Source organism: Octadecabacter ascidiaceicola, assembly GCF_900185015.1.
Taxonomy (GTDB): Bacteria; Pseudomonadota; Alphaproteobacteria; order Rhodobacterales; family Rhodobacteraceae; genus Octadecabacter; species Octadecabacter ascidiaceicola.
The window spans coordinates 105,203-122,141 of sequence record NZ_FXYD01000006.1; the positions used below are offsets into that span (position 1 = coordinate 105,203).

Below are 16,939 nucleotides of genomic sequence, written 5' to 3' on the forward strand. Positions count from 1 at the left end.
GGCCTCTTTCCGATGATTTTTCCGAAGGTTTCACTTTTTTTGTTCCAAGTAGGCGTTCACGAGGGTCAACGCCGTAGTAATAAACCGCGCATTGCGCTCGGTTCCGTTATTCTCATGTGTGCGCGTTATGTTCCATCCAACATAGGTGGTCGCGCGCAATGCCATGAATAGGTCAAGCGATCTGTAGTCGATTATGCGTTCTGATATGTAACCATCTAGAAGTGCCTGTTTTAGGTCAGGATAATCAGGCGCGTCGATATGTTTGAGGAGGGCGGTGGCAAGGTCGAATATTCGATATCCGAATCCGCCATCGTCGAAATCAATGAAATGCATATTGGAACCGTCCACCATGACATTCGCCGGTACAAGATCGGCATGGACCAAGCCATAGTCGAGGGAGCTGCCTTGGTCCGTCAGGTCTGTACGCGCTTTTTCACGGAAGGCATTAAACAGAACGCGCTCTTGAGACGTCAGCGTGGGGTTGTCCCAGAACCGGTCCCAAAGAGGTTCTTCTCCGATTAAACCGTCAATGTCCCAAGCGCAGCGGATAAAGTCTGCGGGCGGCTGCCAAGCGTCGCAGACACCATGCAGGCGGGCCATTTCTTGGCCAAGGGTCTGCATCAATGACCTGCGGGTTTCGGTCTTTGGTTTGAACAGCGAGGTTTCAAGGGTTTCGCCATCCAGCCACTGTAAAACATCCACCTGAATGTCATCAATTACGTGCATATCCGTGCCAGATACTGACGGGATCGGAGAGGGGACGCTGAGGCCGCCATCGCGAACCGCTTTCATCCAGTGAAGTTCGGAACCTAGTTCCGTGTCTGTTCGATAGTCTTGCCGATGAAGACGCAAGGCAAACGTACCGGATGGTGATGAGATTTTATAAACGGCATTCTCGCGTGCTGTGACAAGGGTGTAGCGCGCGCCCGTTAGGCCCCAGAGCGTAAGGGCTTTTTCAACAACCCCGGTCACCTTGATACCTCGGTCAACACATCGTCGAGGGTGTCAAACAACAGGTCTGCGTTCTTAATTGAGAACGGCATAGGCGGGCGAATTTTGAGCGTGTTTTTGTGGCGGCCCAGTTTGGAAAGGATGATCCCGCGCGCGCGCATAGCATTGATGATCCCGTCGGTCAGGTCGCTGGCGGGGGATTTCGTAGCATGGTCGTTGACCAGTTCAGCCCCAAAAATTAGGCCCGAGCCGCGCACATCGCCAATGACATCATGTTTGGCCGCCAGCGCATTCAATCGAGCGCGGGCATGGTCCCCGACGGTCTTGGCGTTGGCCTGCAAGCCTTGTGCATCCATTTCTTCTAAAACTGCCATCGCTGCGGCACAGGAAACCGGATTGCCGCCGAAGGTGTTGAAGTAGCGGTACCCTTTGCGGAAAGCGGCGACAATATCGCACCCCGCCACAACACCGCCAACTGGGTGACCATTCGCCATCGGTTTGCCCAGCACTATGATGTCAGGAACAACGCCCATCTTTTCATGCGCCCAAAGGTGGGTTCCCGTCCGTCCGAAGCCCGACTGAACTTCATCACAAATCAGCACCCCACCCGCATTACGCACGACGTCTGCCACGGGCTTCAACCAACCGTCAGGGTTGTCGGGGAAGCCTTCGTTCAGGAAGTAAGGGCAGACCACAAGAGCAGCGAAGCCCGTACCGTCTTTGATCAAACCGTCGATCTTTGCGGCAACTTGCGCAGCAAAGATCGTGCCGTCTGGGTCAGGATGGCGATAGCTGTCGGGAGCATCCACAAAACGAAAATATTGGCCAAGACCAAAACCAACTGACGGGATATTGGATTTGGAAAGCTGACTGACCAATGATGTGTTGCCGTGATATGTCGCGTCCGTCGCAATGATGCCGCGCTTGCCGGTCACGGCCTCGGCCATACGCAATGCGATGTCGTTGGCTTCTGAGCCGGTGCACGTCAGGATTGCGGTATCCAGAGATGCATCCATCGTGCTGGTCAGCGTTTCTATGTAGTCCAGAACGCCATCATGAAGGTAGCGCGTGTGCGTATTCAACGTACTGGCTTGCTTGCAAATAGCGTCGACAACGCGCGGGTTGCAGTGACCCACATGGGGGACATTGTTGTAGCAATCTAGATACTTGCGCCCGTCAGCATCCCAAAGCCAAACACCTTCGCCGCGCACAAAATGTACGGGGTCGTTGTAGAACGTCGACACATTTGGCCCCATAAGGCGGGCCCGATCTGCCAAAAGCTGGGCTGTCGAACGTGTCATAGGTCGATACGGAGTCCGTCGTGACCCACAATCAACTCGCCGTCGAAATGGCTTGCACAGGCTTCTTGCCAGTCCTTTGGCCCATATGATGGGTCGTCTGACGGGATCAGGTGCGACAAGGCCAAGCGTTTGACGCCCGCATTGGCCGCCGTGATCGCGGCATCGTGGGCAAATGTGTGCGAACGCAGCCAGTGTTGCATCAGCTTATCACTGCCGTTGCCGATGCGTTCCAGCAACGAAGGTAGGGCGGACTCCAGCATGGCCTCATGGATCAGCAGATCAGCGCCGCGGGCGAAATCTTCGAGCGCTTTTATCGGGGCAGTGTCGCCAGAAAAGACAGCGTGATGATCCGCCGTTTTGAACGAAAAAGCGAAGCAGTCGACAAGCGGCGGGTGTTCGGTGCGGATCGCGGTCGCCAAAAGCCCGTCGCGGTCGAGAACAACGCCTTCATCTACAACATGAACACGCACGAAATCACGCAAATCATCGCGCCCGTCATCGACGATCCGCAAATCGATATCGGCCTTCATTGAAGCCACGAAACCGTCCCAATAGTCTTGGATGCCTTCGGGGCCATAGATATCGACCATCGTAGTAAGACCTGAACACCATGCCGTGTGGATTAGTGGACCGAGTTCAAGATAGTGATCGGAGTGCAGGTGGCTGATCAAGATCGTGGACAGGTTTTTGAGGATAAACCCCTGATCGACGAGCCCGCGCGTCACGCCTAGGGCGCAATCTACGACGATGTGTTGGTCGTTCATCACAAACAGGTTTGAGGTCGGCATCGACGATCCCGGGCGGATCGATGGCCCGCCTTTGGTGCCCAATAGGGCGACAAAGTTCTCGCTCATGATCTATCCTTTGCTGGCCGCGGCGAAGCCTGCGTCAAGTGCGGACAGGATAATGGCGGCGTCTGCTTCGGTCAGCACGAGGGGGGGAGACAGGATCAGGTTGGGGCCAGAGACCCGCACCATGGCGCCGTTTTGATAGGCGACCTCTTGCACGGCGGCCGCGCGGGCGGCGTCGATAGGGGCTTTGGTTGCACGGTCACTGACCATTTCCAGCGCTGTCATCAGGCCATGACCACCCCGCACATCACCGATGATGTCATATTTTGCCATCAACGCCTGCACGCCATCATAAAGCTGCGTGCCACGGGCCGCGGCATTGTCGATCACGTTCAGCTTGCGGGTTTCCTTGAGGCAGGCAAGTGCGGCGGCGGCCCCGACTGGGTGGCCGGAATAAGTGTAGCCATGGCCGATTTTGGCAGATGGATTGTCCTCAAAAACTTCAGCCATGCGATGCCCAAGCATCAGAGCGCCGAACGGGAAGTAGCCGTTGGTGATCGCTTTGGCGGTGCACATCATATCAGGCTGGATGCCCCAAAGTCGTGCTCCGGACCATGCGCCTGTACGCCCATAGGCCGTGATGACCTCGTCAGTGATCAAAAGGATGCCGTTACGATTACAAATTTCCTGCACCATCGGCGCGAAGGATTCATGGGGTGGGATCACACCGCCCGCACCAAGGATTGGTTCCATGATCATCGCGGCAATTGTACCCGCGCCTTGGAACGCGATTTCATCCTCAAGTGCCTGCAAGCAAAGCTGAGCGAGCTTTTCGGGGTCCGTTTCGTTAAACGGGTTCCGGTAGGTGTACGGCGCGGGGATATGAAAGCATCCTGGCAAAAGTGGCTCATAAGCGGTGCGGAAGTTTGCGTTGCCATTCACCGATGCTCCGCCGATGTGGGTGCCGTGATAGCCCTTTTTGAGGCTGAGGAACTTGGTGCGGCCTTCCTCTCCGCGCAGTTTGTGGTACTGGCGCGCGAGGCGTAAGGCTGTTTCAACTGAATCCGAGCCGCCAGACGTAAAGAACGCGCGCGACATGCCGTCAGGCCCGAAAAAGTTGGACAGTTCATAGGACAACTCAATCGCGGCGTCGTTGGACGTACCGCGAAAGGTTGAATAGTAGGGCAGCTTGTCCAGCTGTGCGGCAATCGCATCCTTAACGGGTTGGCATGAATAGCCGAGGTTCACATTCCACAGCCCCCCTACGCCATCGACAACAGAATGCCCGTCGATGTCTGTGATCGTCACGCCTTCTGAAGCCGTGATGATTTTCGGAGGGTTATCAATGCTGTCCTTTGGCGATGTCATCGGGTGCCACATCAAGCGGCCGTTGTTTTCTTTTAGGAAGTTTGAGTCTTTCATGATGTGGAATCCAATGCATGCGGCGTTGTGAGTGATTTGGCCCAAAGGCCTTCGATATGACTTGGGATGGTGCCACCCCAGTTATGCGTGATGTCGCGACTGGCGATCATCAGGTGTTCTTTGATGGTGTGCTCCAGCGCGGGCGTAAACCGTGTCGCGACACTGGCGACAGACACGGCGCCAGCAAATTGACCAGTCTGATCAAACAAAGGTGCCGAGACGCCCTCGATTTCCGTCTCATAGCTGCGCATCGCACGCCCAAATCCAGTTTGGCGGATCGCGTCGACGGTGTTGGATAGCGCACTCGGCGTCGTCGCGGTTTCTGTTGTGAATGACGTGAGGTCGGCTAATGCCACATCCATCAAACCCTTGGGACCAAACGCAAGTGCGCATAGGCCGGAAGCAGTGGCATGGAGTGGAAACACATCAATATCAATGATCGCACGCGTACCATGACGGGGCGAATCGCAGACTGCTAAGCCGAACATCTTCGTGCCTGACAGCACCGTGACATGCGCGGTTTCACCCGTTGTTTCAGTAAGGTCGAAAAGCGGGCGTTCTGTGCTGGCTTTGCGGGGGACAGTTGCCTCACGTGTCTGGGCAAGCTGCAACACGGCGGGTCCAAGGCGATACTGTTTGCTCGTAGGGTTTTGCTCAACAAAGCCTGCAACTTCAAGAGCCTGAAGGTGGCGATAGGTCGTGGCTTTATCGCGTTTTGCGATGCGACATAGCTGTGACAACCCAATCTCGGCCCGCGCGGCTGAGAAATGGCTGAGAAGGTCAAGTGCTTTGGTCACGGACGACATTTGAGGTGGGCCCTTCGAGTTTGGGATAAAAAAAGTTTGACACAGGATAATTAACAAGGCAACCTTTTTTGCAAAACAATGGTTCAATATATGAACCACCAAAAGGGAGAACGAAATGTCTAAGTTTACAAAATCCGTGACAGCCATGGCGCTTGCGCTGGCAGCCGTCGCAGGATCCGCGCAGGCGGAATATCCAGAGAAACCAGTCGAGTTTGTTGTGCCATGGCCTCCCGGTGATCTAGAGGACGTGCTGACACGCATGATTGCTGAAGATTTTTCTGAAACGTATGGCGTGCCAACGGCCGTTGTGAACAAGCCAGGCGGCGGCGGAGGCCCATTCCCGGGCGCGATCGAAGTCGCAAACGCACCTGCTGATGGCTACACGATCGGTTCGTTTATTATCGCGATCCCAGTTGTTGGCCCGCAAATCGGAATTCCAGAGTTGAGCCCTGATCCTTTCGTGCCGATTGGCAACTTTTTGACCTATCCGTTCGTGATCGCGACTTCTGGTGATGCGCCATATTCAAGCGTCGAAGAACTCGCAGCACATGCGCAAGACAACGACGTTGTTTTGGGTCACTTCGGTGCACCACTTGTGCCAACTCAGGTGACTTTCGGCCTTGCTTCAGAGATGGATTTTGCATTTGCCGCAGACGCCGCATTCGATGCGCTGGATTGCAACACACTGGCATCCGGTGATGTTGATGTCATCAATACCACGTTGCAGTTGATCCTGCCTTGTTTGGATGATGTGAAAGTCCTCGCGTCTATCGGTTCCGAGCGTATTCCTCTCACTCCTGATGCCCCGACTGTTGCTGAACTTGCACCGTCTCTGGACGTTGCTCTTTGGAATGGCCTGTTCGTGCACGCTGATACGCCACAAGACGTTCAGGACAAAATCGCAGCTGTTGCCGCGGAAACGATGATGTCTGATCGCGCACAGCAATTGGCAGCGGACACGGGTGCGAGCGTCTATTGGCAGCCTGCCGGCGAAGTCGCAGCGCAGATCACCAAAGATATCGAAACCCTTGCTGGTATCGAGGCGATGCTCGCCGAGTAAGTTCGCTGGGTCGGGCGGCTCCGGTTGCCCGACTCCATTCAGATTGAACCAAGTGGGGGCTGACAATGTCGCGCGTCAAAACGTTACAATCCTTGTTCAAACGCTATCGACGCCCCGGGGACATTGTTTTCGCTTGGGTTTTTCTCGTGTTTTCAATCTTTCTGTTGTCTCAGCTGTTTGACCAGACCACCTTTCAGTCGCGTGGAAAGCTTGCGGCGCAGCCTCGGTTTTGGCCTGCGATATCGCTGATTTCTATGACCGGATTTGCCGGATTTCACCTTCTGGGCTCTGCTTTGTCTGATCGCATTGAGGGCCGTTGGGCGGAGGTCTGGCACTGGATTAAATCTGTTGAGTACGCGGGTTGGTTTGTCGCCTATGCTGCGGCTGTTCCTTATGCGGGCTATTTGCCCACAACCGTAATCTTTGCTGTGCTCCTTACAATTCGCGCCGGATACCGCAGCGGCAAAATGGTAGGCGCCTCTGTGGTTTGCTCGATTGTGATCGTTGTTTTGTTCAAGACTTTGCTAAAAGTGAATCTACCCGCCGGACAAATCTATGAGGCGCTACCGGATGGATTGCGCCAAATCATGCTGACTTATTTCTGATCGGAACGGCTCAATGGAGAACATTTTTCTTGGACTAGAGATGCTGGCTCGATGGGATGTCATGTTGGCGTTGTTCGTTGGGTCAATCGGCGGCGTAATCATTGGGGCTATTCCAGGTGTCGGCCCTGCGGTGGCTATTGCGATCCTGCTGCCGGCAACTTTCTCGCTTGATCCGATTGTCGGGTTAACCATGCTTTTGGGGATCTACGGGTCGTCTATGTATGGCGGCGCGATCCCAGCGATTTTGATCAACACACCAGGTACGGCGGTGAATGCGCTGACGTCATATGACGGCTATCCGATGACAGAAAACGGAGAAGGGCATCGTGCATTGTCGCTGGCCTATTCGGCATCGTTCTGGGGTGGCATCTTCGGAATTCTTTGCTTGATCCTTTTGTCACCCGTCCTTGCTTTGATTGCGCCAATGTTTGGCTCGCGTGAAATTTTTCTAGCCGCGATGCTTGGCATCATCCTTGTGATCCTCGCCCACCGTGGCCAGATTTTTGCGGCTGGCATGCTCGCAATGTTTGGCATCTTCTTGCAGACCATTGGGTTGGACGCTGTGACCTACACGCAGCGCTATACGTTTGGGTATTCGTTCCTGAGTTCTGGGGTGAACCTGATCGTCGTTGTGCTTGGCCTATTCGCGCTCAGTCAAGCGTTCTTTCTGCTGACAGCCCCTGACAACAGCCCTGATGCAAAGCCCGTTAAGGGGCGAATGTCGGTCGGAATGCGCGAATTGATGAAGCATAAGCGCGTGGCAACTGTCGCATCCGGTTTCGGTGTTATACTCGGCATGATCCCTGGAACGGGCGAATTCACAGCCCAATTCATGAGCTATACCTACGCGCAGAAAACATCCAAAGACCCTGAAAAGTTCGGCAAGGGTTCTCCGGAAGGATTGATCGCATCAGAGGCCGCAAACAATGCCGTGCCAGCCGCAGCCATGATCCCACTATTGGCACTTGGCATCCCGGGTGAAGCGTTGACGGCGATGATGTTGTCTGTGTTTTACGTACACAATGTTATCCCGGGTCCGCAGTTGTTTCAGAACAATATCGATCTGGTCTATGGGCTGTATTTCGCGTTGATCGCGTTAAATATCATCGTGATGGTGTTTTTGCTGTTTTCCACGAACCTGTTGACGAAAATCATCCGCGTGCCGACACGGTTCCTTGGTGTGATGATCCTGATTTTGTCGTTCGTCGGGGTCTATAGCCTTCGCAACTCGCTGACAGATTGCATGATTTCGGCTGTGTTCGGTGTGTTTGGTCTGATCTTGAAACGCCTGAACCTGCCGATTGTACCGATCATTCTCGGTATGGTTCTTGGTGGTATCATGGAGGTCAAACTACGCTCCGCGATGCCGCGCCTTAACTCGCCGCTCGACATGATCGACCGGCCTATCACCTTCATCCTGTTCGCAATCATCTTGCTCGTTTTGGCGCTGCATGTGCGTACCCTTATAAAAGAGTACCGCGCCCACGAGCCTATTGAAGATCACGACATGCATGACAGTCAAACACGGTAGGACCCATGGACCAGACTAAAATTGATGCGCTCCGCGCGCAGCCCGTTCCGGATTTTTTACATCTGATTGACGGGAAACATGTGCCCGCTTCGGATGGCGGCACAATGAATATTCTTTCCCCGATCGATGGTCAGGTTTTGACGACCGTGGCGAAAGGGACGGCGGCCGATATGGAAGCTGCCATCGCGTCTGCGCGCGCCGCATTTGAGGACCGCCGTTGGGCGGGGCAATCGCCAGCTGCGCGTAAGAAAGTCCTGCTAAAGTGGGCTGATCTGATCGAGGCCAATGCCCTTGAACTTGCGGTGCTTGGTGTCCGTGACAACGGCACCGAGATTGGAATGGCGCTGAAGGCCGAACCGGGGTCAGCGGCTAGCACGATCCGGTATTACGCCGAAGCACTCGATAAGATTTACGGCGAGATCGCTCCGACTGCATCCGATATTTTAGGCATGGTCCACAAGGAACCCGTCGGGGTCGTGGGCGCTATCATCCCATGGAACTTTCCAATGATGATTGGCGCATGGAAACTTGGGCCTGCGCTGGCCATGGGCAATTCGGTCGTGCTGAAGCCTTCCGAAACGGCGTCGCTTTCGTTGATGAAAATGTGCGACCTCGCGCTTGAAGCCGGATTGCCGCCTGGCGTGCTGAATGCTGTGACGGGTGAGGGTAAGGTCGTCGGAGAAGTGATGGGCCTGTCGATGGATGTCGATGTATTGGTCTTTACGGGGTCGGGCGCTACAGGCCGGCGGCTGATGGAATACGCTGCGCGCTCAAACATGAAGCGCGTGTATCTGGAGCTGGGTGGCAAGTCCCCCCACATCATCTTTGCCGATGCGCCAAATCTCGACGAAGCTGCAAAAGCTGCTGCTGGTGGCATCTTCCGCAACTCCGGTCAGGTTTGCGTTGCGGGCTCGCGGTTGTTGGTCGAGGCGTCGATCCATGATGATTTTGTTGCAGCCGTTGTTAAAGCGACAGAGGCGATGCGCGTTGGTGATCCGCTAAAGGTGGACACGACGATCGGTGCTGTGAATTCCGAAATCCAATTGGCGCAGAACCTAGGCTTCGTTGAAACGGCACAGGCCGAAGGCGGGCAGGTCGTTACGGGCGGTAACCGCATTTTGCAGGATACCGGCGGATATTACATGGCGCCTACAATTGTGACGGGCATCACGCCAGGCGCGACACTGACCCAAAAAGAAGTGTTTGGCCCTGTGTTGGGCGTTACCCCGTTCAGCTCTGATGACGAAGCCGTACAGATCGCGAATGCTACGGTTTATGGGCTGGCGGGTGGCGTTTGGACCACAAACCTAAGCCGTGCGCACCGCATGGTGCGTGACGTTCGCACAGGCGTGATGCACGTCAACACCTACGGCGGCGCCGATGGCACAGTGCCTTTGGGTGGTGTTGGACAATCGGGCAATGGATCGGACAAGTCGCTTCATGCCATTGAAAAATATATCAACCTCAAGACAGCGTGGATCAAGCTATGAGCGACAAAACCATTCTCGTGATCGGCACCTACGATACCAAGGATGATGAACTGGGTTTCTTGGCGGACGTAATTTGCGACCAAGGCGGAAGCGTTTTGACAATGGATGTATCCGTGCTTGGCGATCCCACAAGCCCATGCAACTACTCCAAACATGACGTGGCGCAAGAGGGTGGAAGTACCATTGAAGCCGCTATCGCATCGGGGAACGAAAACACCGCGATGCAGATCATGGCCAAGGGCGCATCGATGTTGGTGGCGCGGCTATACAGTGAGCGCAAATTTGATGGCGTGATCGTTCTTGGCGGCACAATGGGCACCGATTTGGCGTTGGATGTGACAACTGCGCTACCGCTTGGCGTTCCAAAATATGTTGTTTCAACCGTGTCGTTTTCCCCGCTTATCCCCGCTGAGCGCCTTGCCGCGGATACACAGATGATCCTCTGGGCGGGTGGGCTATATGGCTTGAACTCTGTTTGCAAAGCGTCGTTAAGCCAAGCGGCAGGTGCCGTGTTGGGGGCTGCGCGCGCTGTGCAGTTGCCAGACCCTGACAAACCCCTCATCGGGATGATGTCACTCGGAACATCTGCGTTGAAATATGTGATCCCGCTGAAACCTGCGCTGGAAGAACGCGGTTTTGAGGTCGCCGTGTTCCATGCCACTGGCATGGGGGGGCGGGCGTTCGAAAGCCTTGCGGGGCAAGGCGCCTTTGCCTGTGTGTTTGACCTTTGCACGCAGGAGCTGGGGAATTTCGTCAATGGCTCTAACATTTCTGCAGGGGCGGACCGGTTGACCAACGCTGGCAAAAGCGGCACGCCACAAATCGTAGCTCCGGGATGTTATGACCTCGTTGACGTTGTTGGCTGGCAGCCGATGGCAGCGAAGTGGGACAGCCACATGAAGCACGAACACAACCGCCTTTTAACGTCGATCGTTTTGGAGGCCGAAGAACGCAAAGAGGTCGCCCGCGCGCATTCAGCTCAATTGGCTACCGCCAAGGGGCCAGTCGCGATGATCCTGCCCGAAGACGGGTTGGGTGAATGGGACCGAGAAGGCGCCGACCTACACAATGCCGCTGGCCTTGCGGAATTTTTGGCTGAGATTGAAGCGACATTACCCACCAATGTCGCCAAGCATCGAATTCCTTGTCACATCAATGATGCAGGTTTCGCCGACAAGGCGCTTGAGATTTTCGATGGGTGGTGCGCCGATGGCACGATTAAGTTTTAAGGCTGTGCTCCGGGGTCGAGGCGTTCCAAGAGATCGAGCAATCTCTCGTAGTCATCTTCACCTAAAACGTCTTTGAAGCCCGCTACGATCTGGGCAGCGTGGGGGCTGCGTTCATCAATGATCCGCTGCCCGGCTGCCGTGATTTCGATGAACTGGCGTCGCCTGTCTTTGTCGTCACGGGTCTGCGTCACCAGTTTTTTGTCGCGCAACGTGGCTGCAATACGGGTTAAGCTTGGAAACAGAAGGCTTGAGCGATCGGCGAGTGTTTTGGTGTCCATTCGTCCGAACTCTGCCAGCACCCTCAGGACTCGCCACTGTTGTTCGGTTATTCCGGTTTCTGACAACATTTCACGGATTGGAGACATCACGCCCTCGCGTGCCCTGATGAGCGCGATGGGTAGGGATCTTGCTGTAGACGGAAGTTGTTTTGTCATATTTACCTTAAATCTCGTTTCCCCTTCAAAGCACGACAAAGAAGGTGTTGACAATGCATGATACCGTTATTTAACTTAGCAACAATTAACATGTTAAGGAAATGCTGTGCCTCACTTTCATCTTGAATATTCAGCCAACCTTGAAGACGTCGTGGATATCGCCGCCTTGTGCGAAGCGATCCGTGCAGAGGCCGCGACAATCGACACATTCCCAATGGCCGGCATTCGAGTCCGCGCCAAGCGCGTCGATCATTTTGCAATGGCAGACGGCGATCCAAAACACGGCTTTATTGATCTGTCCGTACGTCTGCGAGAAGGGCGTGCAGATGATGTGAAGCGCGATGCGATCACGCGCATTTTTGCGACACTCAAAGATTTCATGGCGCCCGCTCTCGCCACCCGTTCCATCGCGCTTTCTGCCGAAATGCGCGACATTAATGCCGATTTATCGCCGAAGTTCGGCACTGTTCGCGATCACTTGGAGGATCCCTCATGACTGCTCTTAACGACAACATCGCCAAGCTCGACGGATTCCTAGAGCGGTTCCGCAAAACCGGTATTCTGAACCGGATCGCGGGGCAGGACGCGGCCGGTAGTGATGGCGTGTTCGAGAACACATCCCCTGTTGATAAATCCGTTATCTGCGATGTGGCCCACGGCACCGCTGCGGACATCGATGCGGCGGCCAATGCCGCGCATGATGCTTTTGCTGCGTGGCGTGACATGCCAGCCCTTGAGCGCAAGAAAATCTTGATCCGCGTAGCGGAAGGCATTGAAGCCCGCGCCGAGGAAATCGCACTGTGTGAATGCTGGGACACGGGTCAGACCTATAAGTTCATGTCCAAGGCGGCTTTGCGTGGGGCTGAGAACTTCCGTTATTTCGCGGATCAGGTTGTGCAAGCGCGTGATGGTCAGCAACTCCAATCGCCCACGTTGATGAACGTCACAACGCGCAAACCTATCGGTCCGGTCGGTGTTATTACACCTTGGAACACGCCGTTCATGCTTTCTACATGGAAAATCGCACCTGCATTGGCTGCTGGCTGTACTGTGGTTCACAAGCCAGCCGAAGCGTCACCGCTAACGGCGCGTTTGTTGGTCGAGATTGCCGAAGAGGCAGGCCTGCCGCCGGGTGTTCTGAATACTGTTAACGGGTTCGGTGAGGGCGCCGGCAAAGCGTTGTGCGAACATCCCAAGATCAAGGCGATTGCCTTCGTCGGTGAAAGCCGCACGGGCTCGCTTATCACGAAACAGGGCGCGGATACTCTCAAGCGCAACCACCTTGAACTTGGTGGCAAGAACCCTGTCATCGTATTTGAAGACGCCGATCTGGATCGCGCTTTGGATGCCGTGATCTTCATGATCTATTCGATCAACGGCGAGCGGTGTACATCCTCGTCCCGCCTGCTGATCCAAGACACGATCCGCGAAGAATTCGAAGCCAAGCTGATTGAACGCGTCAACAACATCAAAGTTGGCCATCCATTAGATCCGGCCACGGAAATTGGCCCGCTTGTGACCGAAGAGCACTATAACAAAGTCACGAGCTACTTCGACATCGCCAAAGAAGACGGTGCGACCGTTGCCGCTGGCGGTGTGAAAGTTGGCGACGAAGGCTATTTTATTCGCCCGACGCTGTTCACCAATGCCAATAACAAGATGCGTATCGCCCAAGAGGAAATCTTTGGTCCTGTGCTGACGTCCATTCCGTTCTCCACGGAAGAGGAAGCGTTAGAAATGGCGAACGACATTGACTACGGCCTAACTGGCTATGTCTGGACCAACGATCTGACCCGCGCTCTGCGTTTTACCGAAGCACTTGAGGCTGGCATGATCTGGGTGAACTCCGAAAACGTTCGCCACCTGCCCACACCATTTGGTGGCGTAAAGGCCAGTGGCATCGGGCGTGATGGCGGTGATTGGTCGTTTGAATTTTACATGGAGCAAAAGCACATCGGCTTTGCAACAGGGCAGCACAAAATCACCAGACTGGGAGCAAGCTGATGGGTGAGATTGTCCTAGCCGCGAAGTGCACGCACGTTCCGACAATGTTGATGTCTGAACAAGAAGGTCCCGTGAAAGGTGCCCGTCAAGGTGCCATTGACGGCCATTTTGAAATTGCGCATCGTGCCAAAGAACTTGGCGCGGATACGATCGTTATTCTGGACACACATTGGGTGATCAATGCCGGTTTCCACATCAATGCAAACGATCGTTTTGAAGGGCTATTTACGTCCAACGAATTTCCGCAGTTTATCCAGAATATGCCGTATGCGTATTCTGGAAATTCGGATCTAGGCGACGCTATTGCCAAAGAGGCTACCGAGCGCGGCGCCTATACTTTGGCTCACAAGCTGGACAGCCTCGAACTGGAATACGGAACGCTTGTTCCAATGCGGTTCATGTCACGGGCGCATGACATGAAAGTTGTGTCCGTCGCTGCGTGGTGTACCGTTCACGGGCACGATGAAAGCCGCATCGTAGGTGAGGCAATCCGTGCTGCCGTTGAGGCATCAGATAGCAAAGTATTGCTGGTCGCGTCTGGATCGCTCAGCCACAAGATTTGGCCGAACAAGGACTATGCCGCCAACAACGGCACCTTTACGATAAGCTCTGAATTTAACCGGCAGATGGACCTGCATGTGCTGGACATGTGGCAATGCGGTGATCACGCGACGTTCCTCAAGATGTTGGGGGAATACGCTGATTTTTGCTGTGGTGAAGGCTCAATGCATGACACAGCTATGCTTTATGGTGCGTTAGGTTGGGATACCTATGACGCCAAATGCGAGGTCGTGACCGAATACTTCCCGTCATCGGGAACAGGTCAGACAAACGTAATTTTCCCCGTTCAATAGGAGGCCAAAATGCCCGTACCTGCTCCAAACCTGTACCCCGACTTTAACACCATCCGTTTGAGCCACGTTTGTCTGAACGTGAAAGATTTGGCGGCCTCGCGTAAATTCTACACAGAGATCATTGGTCTTCAGGTAACAGACGAATCCGATAGCCACGTCTATTTGCGCGCGATGGAAGAACGCGGACACCACTGCATCATTCTGCAAAAGTCAGATCAACCGGGAACGGTTGAGGTCATGGGGTTCAAGACCTTTGATGAAGCCGATCTGGATAAAGCCGAAGCTTATTTCAAAGGCAAAGGCCGCCCTACGTCGTGGGTTGACCGTCCCTATCAGGGCAAAACATTGCTGACGTCTGACAACATGGGCATTCCACTGGAATTCTACCACAAAATGGATCGCCTTGAACCAATCCATCAAAAATATGCGCTCTATCGCGGGGTCAAACCGCTGCGGATTGATCACTTTAACTGCTTTAGCCATGACGTCGATGCGTCTGTAGAATTCTATAGTGATTTCGGTTTCCGTGTGACCGAATACACCGAAGACGACGACAGCAAAAAACTGTGGGCTGCTTGGATGCACCGCAAGGGCGGCGTTCATGATATGGCGTTCACCAATGGCACGGGCCCGCGAATGCACCACGTTGCGTTCTGGGTGCCGACACCGCTTAACATCATCGACTTGCTCGATCTGATGGCCACGACAGGCTACGTCGACAACATCGAACGTGGCCCCGGCCGCCATGGGATTTCGAATGCCTTCTTCTTGTATGTCCTTGACCCAGATGGTCACCGGATTGAGATTTACTGTTCTGATTATCAAACAGTTGATCCCGATCTAGAGCCCATCAAATGGGATCTGCAGGACCCGCAACGCCAGACCCTTTGGGGCGCGAAAGCACCAGAAAGCTGGTTCAAGCATGGTACAGCGTTTGTTGGCGTCGACCAAAAGGGCTCCGACATCAAAGCAAGCCCGATTATCGCGCCATGATGGACTTGGGCCTGGAGAACCCCGATCTATTGCGTCAAGCGGCCCCCGTTGGGGGCCGTTGGATCGATGCGGACAGTTCCGGCATTGCCGTGACCAACCCAGCGACCGGCGAAACGCTCGGGTATGTACCCGATCTCGGGACTGCGGAAACGTCAGAAGCGATTGATGCGGCGCGGGTCGCCCAGAAAGCATGGGCTGCTCGCACGGCTAAAGACCGTAGCAATGTCTTACGCCGTTGGTTCGATCTCATGATGGCAAACCAAGACGACCTTGGGCGCATCCTAACGGCAGAGCAGGGTAAGCCTTTGGCTGAGGCCAAAGGTGAAATCGCGTATGGCGCGTCCTTCATCGAATGGTTTTCAGAAGAAGCGCGCCGTGCGTACGGCGACATCACCCCCGGCCATGCGCCCGACAAACGGATTCTGTCGGTGCGCCAGCCCATTGGTGTCGTTGCAGCGATCACACCTTGGAATTTTCCAAATGCAATGATCGCACGCAAGGCAGCGCCTGCCTTTGCCGCAGGCTGTGCTATGGTTTTGAAACCGTCTGAAATGACTCCGTTCTCGGCCATAGCGATGGCTGTCCTAGCTGAAGAAGCGGGTCTGCCGAGTGGTCTGTTTTCCGTCGTAACTGGCGATGCCGCGACCATTGGTCAGGTCATGACTGACAGTCCGATCGTGCGTAAACTCACGTTCACGGGATCGACCGGGGTAGGGGCAAAACTCTATGCGCAATGTGCGCCGACGATCAAGAAACTCGGCCTCGAGCTAGGTGGCAACGCGCCGTTCATCGTGTTTGATGACGCAGATCTGGATGCTGCCGTTGAGGGAACCGTGATCGCGAAGTTTCGGAACAACGGTCAAACCTGCGTATGCGCGAACCGTATTTACGTGCAGGCGGATGTTTATGATGCTTTTGCGGCCAAACTGACAGATAAGGTTGCAAGTCTTCCGACAGGCAACGGGTTTGACGAGGGAATCGTGTTTGGCCCTCTGATCAATGACGCCGCTGTTACGAAGGTCGCAAGCCATATCGCTGATGCCACGTCACAAGGGGCCTCTGTCGCGCTGGGCGGTAAGGCACACTCCATAGGCGGCACCTTTTTTGAACCTACGATCCTGACGGATGTGACCAAGGACATGGCAATCGCAACCGAAGAAACCTTCGGTCCGGTCGCGCCGCTTTTTAAGTTTGAGACTGAGGCAGAGGTTGTTGCCGCGGCCAATGACACAGAATTCGGGCTGGCCTCGTATTTCTACAGTCAGGACCATGCCCGCGTGTGGCGCGTTTCTGAGGCATTGGACTACGGTATGGTTGGTGTGAACACTGGTTTGATTTCAACCGCCGAGGCCCCGTTTGGCGGAGTTAAGGCGTCGGGTTTGGGGCGTGAAGGATCGCGCCATGGGCTCGATGATTTCTTGGAAATAAAATACATCTGCATGGGTGGAATTGAGGCGGAGGGCTAATT

At 54.7% G+C, this 16,939-nt stretch carries 16 protein-coding genes; 10 read left to right on the top strand and 6 right to left on the bottom strand.

What is annotated here, in order from left to right; all coding sequences use genetic code 11:
• Positions 1-30: 30 nt before the first annotated feature.
• Genes OCA8868_RS15695 through OCA8868_RS15715 form a run of 5 tightly spaced genes read right to left on the bottom strand, consistent with a single transcriptional unit; the run spans position 31 to position 5,271 of the window.
• Positions 31-972, bottom strand: coding sequence for a phosphotransferase enzyme family protein (locus OCA8868_RS15695; RefSeq protein WP_093997534.1), 942 nt, complete (start codon positions 970-972; stop codon positions 31-33).
• A complete protein-coding gene (locus tag OCA8868_RS15700) occupies positions 969-2,252 on the bottom strand; it encodes an aspartate aminotransferase family protein (RefSeq protein WP_093997535.1) in 1,284 nt (427 codons plus the stop codon). Before OCA8868_RS15700 ends, OCA8868_RS15695 begins: the two co-directional genes overlap by 4 nt.
• Positions 2,249-3,106 (bottom strand): MBL fold metallo-hydrolase, encoded by an 858-nt coding sequence (locus OCA8868_RS15705; RefSeq protein WP_093997536.1) that lies wholly within the window; start codon positions 3,104-3,106, stop codon positions 2,249-2,251. The genes OCA8868_RS15700 and OCA8868_RS15705 overlap by 4 nt, the downstream gene beginning before the upstream one ends.
• A gap of 3 nt (positions 3,107-3,109) precedes the next feature.
• Positions 3,110-4,465 (bottom strand): aspartate aminotransferase family protein, encoded by a 1,356-nt coding sequence (locus OCA8868_RS15710; protein WP_093997537.1) that lies wholly within the window; start codon positions 4,463-4,465, stop codon positions 3,110-3,112.
• A complete protein-coding gene (locus OCA8868_RS15715) occupies positions 4,462-5,271 on the bottom strand; it encodes an IclR family transcriptional regulator (RefSeq protein ID WP_093997538.1) in 810 nt (269 codons plus the stop codon). The genes OCA8868_RS15710 and OCA8868_RS15715 overlap by 4 nt, the downstream gene beginning before the upstream one ends.
• 115 nt (positions 5,272-5,386) lie before the next feature.
• Here OCA8868_RS15715 and OCA8868_RS15720 point away from each other — a divergent pair, with 115 nt between their 5' ends.
• The 5 genes from OCA8868_RS15720 to OCA8868_RS15740 all read left to right on the top strand — a co-directional run bounded on the left by OCA8868_RS15720 (position 5,387) and on the right by OCA8868_RS15740 (position 11,186).
• Positions 5,387-6,331, top strand: a complete 945-nt coding sequence (locus OCA8868_RS15720; RefSeq protein ID WP_093997539.1) for a tripartite tricarboxylate transporter substrate-binding protein — start codon at positions 5,387-5,389, stop codon at positions 6,329-6,331.
• Positions 6,332-6,396: 65 nt separating this feature from the next.
• Positions 6,397-6,936: a tripartite tricarboxylate transporter TctB family protein gene (locus OCA8868_RS15725; protein WP_093997540.1), complete on the top strand. Its 540-nt coding sequence runs from the start codon at positions 6,397-6,399 to the stop codon at positions 6,934-6,936.
• 13 nt (positions 6,937-6,949) lie between these two features.
• On the top strand, positions 6,950-8,467 hold the full coding sequence (locus OCA8868_RS15730) for a tripartite tricarboxylate transporter permease (protein WP_093997541.1): 1,518 nt from the start codon (positions 6,950-6,952) through the stop codon (positions 8,465-8,467).
• Positions 8,468-8,472: 5 nt separating this feature from the next.
• Positions 8,473-9,957, top strand: coding sequence for an aldehyde dehydrogenase (locus tag OCA8868_RS15735; protein WP_093997542.1), 1,485 nt, complete (start codon positions 8,473-8,475; stop codon positions 9,955-9,957).
• Positions 9,954-11,186 carry a Tm-1-like ATP-binding domain-containing protein gene (locus OCA8868_RS15740; protein WP_093997543.1) on the top strand — a complete coding sequence of 411 codons (1,233 nt, stop codon included), beginning with the start codon at positions 9,954-9,956 and terminating at the stop codon, positions 11,184-11,186. Before OCA8868_RS15735 ends, OCA8868_RS15740 begins: the two co-directional genes overlap by 4 nt.
• Here OCA8868_RS15740 and OCA8868_RS15745 read toward each other — a convergent pair.
• Positions 11,183-11,551, bottom strand: coding sequence for a MarR family transcriptional regulator (locus tag OCA8868_RS15745; protein WP_306456144.1), 369 nt, complete (start codon positions 11,549-11,551; stop codon positions 11,183-11,185). The genes OCA8868_RS15740 and OCA8868_RS15745 overlap by 4 nt on opposite strands.
• Positions 11,552-11,726: 175 nt before the next feature.
• On the opposite strand from OCA8868_RS15745, the gene OCA8868_RS15750 reads away from it, so the two are divergent.
• From OCA8868_RS15750 to OCA8868_RS15770, 5 genes are read left to right on the top strand one after another with little or no spacing between them, the layout of a single operon-like run.
• Positions 11,727-12,116, top strand: a complete 390-nt coding sequence (locus tag OCA8868_RS15750; RefSeq protein ID WP_093997545.1) for a 5-carboxymethyl-2-hydroxymuconate Delta-isomerase — start codon at positions 11,727-11,729, stop codon at positions 12,114-12,116.
• Positions 12,113-13,624: a 5-carboxymethyl-2-hydroxymuconate semialdehyde dehydrogenase gene (gene hpaE, locus OCA8868_RS15755; protein WP_093997546.1), complete on the top strand. Its 1,512-nt coding sequence runs from the start codon at positions 12,113-12,115 to the stop codon at positions 13,622-13,624. The genes OCA8868_RS15750 and hpaE overlap by 4 nt, the downstream gene beginning before the upstream one ends.
• A complete protein-coding gene (hpaD, locus tag OCA8868_RS15760) occupies positions 13,624-14,478 on the top strand; it encodes a 3,4-dihydroxyphenylacetate 2,3-dioxygenase (protein WP_093997547.1) in 855 nt (284 codons plus the stop codon). Before hpaE ends, hpaD (OCA8868_RS15760) begins: the two co-directional genes overlap by 1 nt.
• Before the next feature lie 9 nt (positions 14,479-14,487).
• Positions 14,488-15,471 carry a 3,4-dihydroxyphenylacetate 2,3-dioxygenase gene (gene hpaD, locus OCA8868_RS15765; protein WP_093997548.1) on the top strand — a complete coding sequence of 328 codons (984 nt, stop codon included), beginning with the start codon at positions 14,488-14,490 and terminating at the stop codon, positions 15,469-15,471.
• Entirely contained in the window at positions 15,468-16,937 is a 1,470-nt protein-coding gene (locus OCA8868_RS15770) for an NAD-dependent succinate-semialdehyde dehydrogenase (protein WP_218822690.1), read from the top strand. The genes hpaD (OCA8868_RS15765) and OCA8868_RS15770 overlap by 4 nt, the downstream gene beginning before the upstream one ends.
• The last annotated feature ends 2 nt before the right edge of the window (positions 16,938-16,939 follow it).